Here is a 6,702-nt window from a genome sequence, read left to right on the forward strand (position 1 = left end):
TGCATTATTCATGCTGTAGTTAAAGGCGTTATCACTTTGTTAGGAGTTAAGGGGTTAAAGCAGATACTCCGTGAATCGTATAACAACACTATCGGCTTTAACTCCTAAGCCAACTTGTTGGCTGATAACTACGTTAACTACTCTAACTCCTGAAGCATGAATAATGCAGGATAAACACTAATCACTAAACATTAATCACTATTTTTCATTCCCAACGACTGTATATACCCTTCCTGAACCACACAGTTCTTGAATTTACTCGCCTCGATGAAATCCATCATCACCTGGCGCGCCATCGCCTGGTCGGGACGGGCATCACGTATTTCCTTATACGTTGAACGCGGCGCCTCAGAGAAGTACACGATACTTGACCAGTTTTCCGGCGGAGTAATGCCCATGAAACAGGAACCATCCATCTTCTTATACGGCCAGAAAGTGTAACCGATATTGTTCTCACGCATAGTCTGACAGAAGTTAGCCTGCCATTCATCCGAATTATGCCCGATCTCACCCATATACATAGGCAAGTTCACACTGTCCCGAAAATTAATAATAGCCTGAATAGCGCCTTTCGTAGGTTCTCCCCCATAGCGGTGGCAAGTGTACATAATCTTATCGTCAAACTTAGAATCCTTGAATGGCTTGAAGTTACCGTTCCATTGCGCACCACCCAGAAGGATGATATGATTCTTATCCACCTCACGAATGGCAGCTACGCCTTTCTTGTACACATCTTCCAGCTTGCCGTTCAGTTCTTCCATATCCGGAAAGTAGGGAGCGATAGGTTCATTGAAAAGCTCATAGCCCAGAATAACCGGCTCATTCTTATAATAATCGGCAATCTTACGCCAGATATCGCAATACAATTGCCGGCTTGCCTCACTTTCAAACAACCAGGGATATCCGTAGCTATCGTCGATATTGTCTCCGGTCTGTCCGCCGGGAGCGTCGTGCATGTCGAGAATGAGGTAAAGCCCGGACTCACGACACCATTTCACCACACTGTCCACACGGGCAAAGCCATCCTGATTGACGGTTAATCCCATGAAATCCTCATCCGTGAACAGCTTATAATGGAACGGAAGACGGATTGTATTCGCACCCGTTTCTTTGATAAACCGGACATCCTCAGCGGTGATATAGTTATCTTTAAACGCTTTCCAGAATTCAGCAGTGAAGTCAGGTCCCACCAATTGACTGAACATCTCGTTGATGAAACGGCCTGAATTGGTTTTATTGAACTTGAACATATACCCCTCCGGATTCAGCCAATTACCCAGATTGGTACCCATAATAAACAGTTTCGTGCCATCGGGCTTTATCAAATCCTGCCCTTGAATGGTTATAAACCCGGCAGATATTTGTCCTTTTTCTGCCTTTTCACCGCAACTGCCCAACATCAGGGAAGCTGCTAAGAGGGATAGACCCCAAAAAATAGATTTCAACATGGTATTATTTATATAAGATTGTTTATTTCTACCAACGATAAGAAGCGACCGCTTTAGCCGGAACCACACAGTCAATGTAGTTCTTTCCATCGTTCACAGTCAGTTTTACTTCCGCAGTTCCTTCATTCAACAGTACAAAAGCAACGGTTCCATCGGTGTTTTCGAATGCCGAGTACATCAATCCTTTCTCTGCGATTCCTCCACTTTCAATGCGTACCGCACCCGGCTTCACCACGGATGACAAATGACCAATGATGTAATAGTGCGAGTTGCGGGTAATGGTCTTGTAATCCTCACGATTGATATCGACAGCGCCGTAGCAAGTCTTGCAACCACCCTCACGCCAGGGGCCGCGTTCATTGTCAAGCATCAGGTTCCATACGATAACCCCTCTACACCAGTTGTTTACCGTGCCGAGGGCAACTTCGCGCATGTCTTCCATCAGACGCTTTTCCAGGTTACGTCCATCATTCCACATGCCGATAGACGTTTCGGTGAATACAAGTTCCTTATCGGGACGCTTCTGATGAATGGTATTCAACTCTTCTCGCCTGCCGCCATAATTATGATAGGCAGCCCCGGTCAGAAAAGAAGCAGTCACTTCATCGTCGTACATCTTAACGGGATACTCTTTCTGGTCCGCCATATTATCGTAGTTATAATTGTGATCAAAGGCATAAATCTTCGTATCCAGTCCGGCAGCTTTGAAAGCAGGCCCAAGAGCATCTCTCACAAAAACCAGTTCTTCCTTCCAACCCATGAACAAAGAAGCGGAATTGCCCCTATTCAACGGCTCATTTTGGGGTGTAATCGAATAAATCCGGATACCTTCTTTCCGGAAAGCCTCTACCCACTTCACGAAGTATGTTGCGTAATCCTGATAATAATCAGGATTCAGTTGTCCACTTGTCCACGAGTCAAAAGGCTGTTTTTCTTCCAGATTGTTCACTTTCATCCACTTGGGACATGTCCACGGTGACCCCATTATTTTAATTGCCGGATTAATGGCAAGAATATCTTTCAGCACAGGTATTACATATTCTGTTTCTTCGGCTTGCAAGGCAAAGTTTTCAATGCCTTTTGTGTCACAGCAGGTATATTCGCTCAACGAGAAATCGGAGCAACCTATGGAAATGCGGATATAGCTGAAGCCCAATCCGTCTTTATCCGAGAAGGTTTCTTTGAGAAACCGGGCACGGTCGGCAGGCAACATTTGCATCAGGTTATAACAGGTAGACCCTGTTACGGCAGCTCCAAACCCATCCATCTCCTGGTAACGGACGGCACGGTTCACAGTAATAACCGACTCATTTCCCGGTTTCCGGGAAAGCTTTTGAGTAGTATGGTTAAAGTTTTGTTGACGATCGGCAGTTGTGATGTACACATCCGCTCGTTTTTTTTCTGTCGCATCTTCACCTTGAAATTCGGAACTGCTACCGCACGCAATACTTGCAACCGACAAGCAGTATCCTACTAAAAGAGATAACTTAAAATTCATGGTATGATATTTAACGGTTAATTAATCTCTTTCAAAGTTAGGAAAGATAATGCTACACTGTATCCCGATATCGGGAATAGGTGGATACGGTGAAGTCCATTTATACATTATATCGTTGAGAAACAGATACATATATATTGAGTGAGAAAGTGAAAAAGTGGATGGCAAACAGTTGCCCGGCACACTCTCAACGTATCCCCATGACACGTGTTTCGAAGTCTTCGCGTGAGATGCACGCTTTATTCTTCACCTTGGCGCGATAATTATAGATTGTATTCACAGAGTAGCGGAGGAACTCGGCTATCTGCGAACTATCGTCAATGCCGAGACGTATCAGGGCAAAAATACGTAATTCGGTATTCAGCAACTCACCCCTGCGAAGCATAATACGCTCGTCCGGTTGCAGCAATTCATTAAACTTCCTGACGAAATCGGGGAAAAGATGCAGGAAGGCTGTATCGAAGTTATTATATAATTCTTTCAGGTCGGTATCAAGCACATCACGCGAACGAACCATTTTCAACAACTCCTCAGTCTGCCCACCCGAAATCTTCTTGTTCACCATACGACGATACGCGTCCAGGCGGTCAATATAAGCGGAACAAAGTTTAAGGAAGCGCCCGATGTATTCCTCCTTGATATGATTCGACATCCGTAGCTGTTCATTAGCCTGTTCAAGATTGTTCCGGGCAACGCCAAGCCTTCTCATTTGATAGTAAATCCAAACCACTGCCATAACCAGCAATAGAGAAAGGATACTAATCATCCAAAGGTAGAAGCGGAGCCGGTCGTTCTGCCTCTCCTGCATCGCCTGGTAGGTGAGGTCTATAAGGGACAGGATTCCCGCCGTTTGCAGACTGCGGCTACGGGCATTATAACGATTGGTTTCGTTCCACGAAAAGCGCATATACCGGTAAGCCCTCTCAATATCCCCTTCTTCATAAAGCAGTTGAGCCAGATTCCACAGGGAAGCATGGTCGGTAATCGCAAGGCGGATATCGGTCAAAGCAGATAGAGCCAAGTAGCGCTTTTCTTCTTCACGGTCGCCCAGGGAATGATAAATCAATGAACGGTGATAGGTAATCAACGCATATTCGGGAGTATCACGATTGACGCCCGAAAGGCGGGTATCATTTATCCGTAATGCCTCGTCCAGGTTGCCGGCAACAACTTCGCGCCTTTCCTTACGCTCCCGGTAAAGTGAGGACACCGGAGGAAGTATCCGAATCAATGAATCTTCATAACCGGCGGACAGGTCATGATAATGCTTCTTCCGGTAAATATCCTGCGTGTACATCCCCAGTTCGCGGTATAAAAGGCGATAACATTCATAATAATCCGGCAACAAGCGGGCAGAAAGTCCGGAACGGTTTACCATCTCCAGGTCTTCGGCAGCTTCTTTATACATGCCCGAGGCAGACATCAGATGCGCCCGCCGGATACGGGTATTGTCCACCGCTTCCCACTCTCCATGTCCAATAGCCCAATGCAGGTTATGATTAAGATAATGAAGCGCCGAATCGCATACATAAGCTCTATACTCAGCATATAGATTCTCATTCAAGCGGAAGTAGTCTCTCGTTTCCGGATCAGCCTGCGACAATTGCCGCCGCAATCTTTCAATGCGCTCCTCCCGGATTGCCACATATTTCTTATGCTCACCGACAGCTTCGTCGAGGGCCGCAGACCAGTCGAGGGCAGTATATGTACCGGCTTGTACCTCCATTACATGTACGCTTATCAAGGCTAATCCTAAAAATATCAGCAATTTTGTCTTCATGGGGACAAATATAAAGAATTTGTTTCCTATATTTGTGGCTTTAACCCCCAATTCTATCATAATCATGAAAAACTTAGCTCCGCAACGAGTAGCCGCTGTCGATGTATTCCGCGCACTCACCATGTTCCTTATGCTCTTTGTGAACGACATTCCCGGTTTAAAAAATGTCCCCTACTGGCTTATGCATGCCAAAATAGACGAAGACATGCTGGGATTTTCCGATACTATTTTCCCGGCATTCCTGTTCTGTATGGGAATGTCTGTTTCGTATGCCATTCAGAATCGTTACCGGAAGGGAGACACCACGCTGCAGGTCATCGCCCACATTTTCTGGCGTACGGTTGCGCTGGTAGCAATGGGATTGTTTACACTTAACAGTGGAGGCATCGAGGGTGGACTTTCCCATCAATGGTTCTCCATTCTTATGGTTGTAGGATTCTTCCTGACCTGGGCAGTCTATCCGAAGGCAGAAGGCTCAAAAAAGCACCTGTTCACCGCGATGAAGGTAGCCGGAGTCGCTCTGCTGGCTTTCCTTGTCCTATATAAGGATCTGAACGGCGAACCGTTCCATCAAGGCTGGTGGGGCATCCTGGGACTTATCGGATGGACGTATGTCGTATGCGCTGGCATCTACCTTTTCACGCGCGAAAGTCTTAAGAAGAATATCATTGCATGGGCGGTAGTTGTACTGCTCGCCGTAATCAGCCACTCAGACCTGATACCGGGAGGATATGGTACGCGAATCATCCTGTTACCTTTCATTCCGAGTGACTGGACGCTGCATGCATTCGGCATGTCGGGACTGCTTACTTCCATGTTAATGCAGAAATACGCCGACCGTGAGCATCCGCGCAAGTTTATCGTTATGCTCTTCGTACTGGGCATTGTTATGCTTATCGCTGCGCTTTGTACACATCCTCACTGGATAATCTCCAAGATACTGGCCACTCCAAGCTGGTTATTCTATTGCCTTGCCATGTTCTTCCCCCTCTTCGGGTTGTTCTATTGGTTGACGGACGTGAAAGACAAAACGTCCTGGTTCAATATTATCAAACCTGCCGGAACGGCAACGCTGACGTGTTACATCATTCCGTACCTATGGTATTCGGTACAGCAACTCTTAGGCTGGTATTATCCCGAAGTGCTTGGCGCCGGTGTCCCCGGATTGCTACGGTCGCTTATATTCTCCCTCGTCATTGTTCTGCTGACAGGGCTGCTGGTGAAGGCTAAAATAAAGTTGAAAGTATAGAAAAACGATAAGATTATCGTGAAGCTCCAAACTCCCAACAACGAGAACAAGGTGCTGCTTCATTCCTGTTGCGCACCTTGTTCCTCCGCTATTATCGAATGCCTGCTCGCCAACGGCATCCGTCCCACCGTATTCTATTACAACCCCAATATCTATCCCCGGGCGGAATATGAAATCCGGAAGGCGGAAGCCATCCGTTATGTCCAAGGCTTGGGACTTGATTTCATTGACGCCGATTATGACTATCCGGCATGGCGTTCGTGCATGTCGGGCATGGAAAATGAGCCTGAGCGCGGCAACCGTTGCCTGAAATGCTTTATTCACCGGCTGACCGAAACTGCCCGTTATGCCTCAGAACATGGTTTCACTCTTTTTACCACTACCCTTGCTTCTTCCCGCTGGAAAAACCTGGAACAAATAAACCGGGCAGGACAGCGTGCCGCCTCCCTGTATCCCGGCACTACTTATTGGGAACAAAACTGGAGGAAAGGCGGACTGCAAAACCGGAGAAATGAACTCCTTAAAGAATTCAACTTTTACAATCAACAATATTGCGGATGCGAGTTCAGTATGCAAGCAAGAACAGAGCGCTGACACCGGAAAGGAATAGAAGCACTGTAACAATAATTAAACAGGGCGAGCGCATCAAAATGAATATATAAAGTGTATAGGAATAAGCTAAATGATTAGCGAAGCCGATGATTATCAAAACTATCTCTATTCTCCT

The 6,702-nt window shown here is 46.4% G+C and carries 5 protein-coding genes; 2 read left to right on the forward strand and 3 right to left on the reverse strand.

The genetic code is table 11. The features are described from left to right. Positions 1-191 precede the first annotated feature (191 nt). The 3 genes from B2Z67_RS00890 to B2Z67_RS00900 form a co-directional block, all read right to left on the reverse strand. Entirely contained in the window at positions 192-1,448 is a 1,257-nt protein-coding gene (locus tag B2Z67_RS00890) for a glycoside hydrolase family 5 protein (protein ID WP_291527932.1), read from the reverse strand. Between the two features lie 28 nt (positions 1,449-1,476). Next, entirely contained in the window at positions 1,477-2,946 is a 1,470-nt protein-coding gene (locus tag B2Z67_RS00895; RefSeq protein WP_291527933.1) for a glycoside hydrolase family 30 protein, read from the reverse strand. Between the two features lie 187 nt (positions 2,947-3,133). Beyond that, a complete protein-coding gene (locus B2Z67_RS00900) occupies positions 3,134-4,726 on the reverse strand; it encodes a DUF6377 domain-containing protein (protein ID WP_291527934.1) in 1,593 nt (530 codons plus the stop codon). Between the two features lie 64 nt (positions 4,727-4,790). Here B2Z67_RS00900 and B2Z67_RS00905 point away from each other — a divergent pair, with 64 nt between their 5' ends. Together B2Z67_RS00905 and B2Z67_RS00910 are read left to right on the forward strand one after the other, a co-directional pair. Beyond that, the gene (locus B2Z67_RS00905) at positions 4,791-5,975 is read left to right on the forward strand and encodes a DUF5009 domain-containing protein (protein ID WP_291527935.1); all 1,185 of its coding nucleotides are present in this window, start codon (positions 4,791-4,793) and stop codon (positions 5,973-5,975) included. Positions 5,976-5,990: 15 nt separating this feature from the next. After that, positions 5,991-6,569 (forward strand): epoxyqueuosine reductase QueH, encoded by a 579-nt coding sequence (locus B2Z67_RS00910; RefSeq protein ID WP_291527937.1) that lies wholly within the window; start codon positions 5,991-5,993, stop codon positions 6,567-6,569. The last annotated feature ends 133 nt before the right edge of the window (positions 6,570-6,702 follow it).

Source organism: Bacteroides sp. UBA939 (assembly GCF_002293435.1).
Lineage (GTDB): Bacteria > Bacteroidota > Bacteroidia > Bacteroidales > Bacteroidaceae > Bacteroides.

What these genes read in the sequence shown, in the direction of transcription:
- B2Z67_RS00890 (WP_291527932.1), bottom strand. Translation starts at nt 1,448, where the DNA reads ATGTTGAAATCTATTTTTTGGGGTCTATCCCTCTTAGCAGCTTCCCTG.
- B2Z67_RS00895 (WP_291527933.1), bottom strand. Translation starts at nt 2,946, where the DNA reads ATGAATTTTAAGTTATCTCTTTTAGTAGGATACTGCTTGTCGGTTGCA.
- B2Z67_RS00900 (WP_291527934.1), bottom strand. Translation starts at nt 4,726, where the DNA reads ATGAAGACAAAATTGCTGATATTTTTAGGATTAGCCTTGATAAGCGTA.
- B2Z67_RS00905 (WP_291527935.1), top strand. Translation starts at nt 4,791, where the DNA reads ATGAAAAACTTAGCTCCGCAACGAGTAGCCGCTGTCGATGTATTCCGC.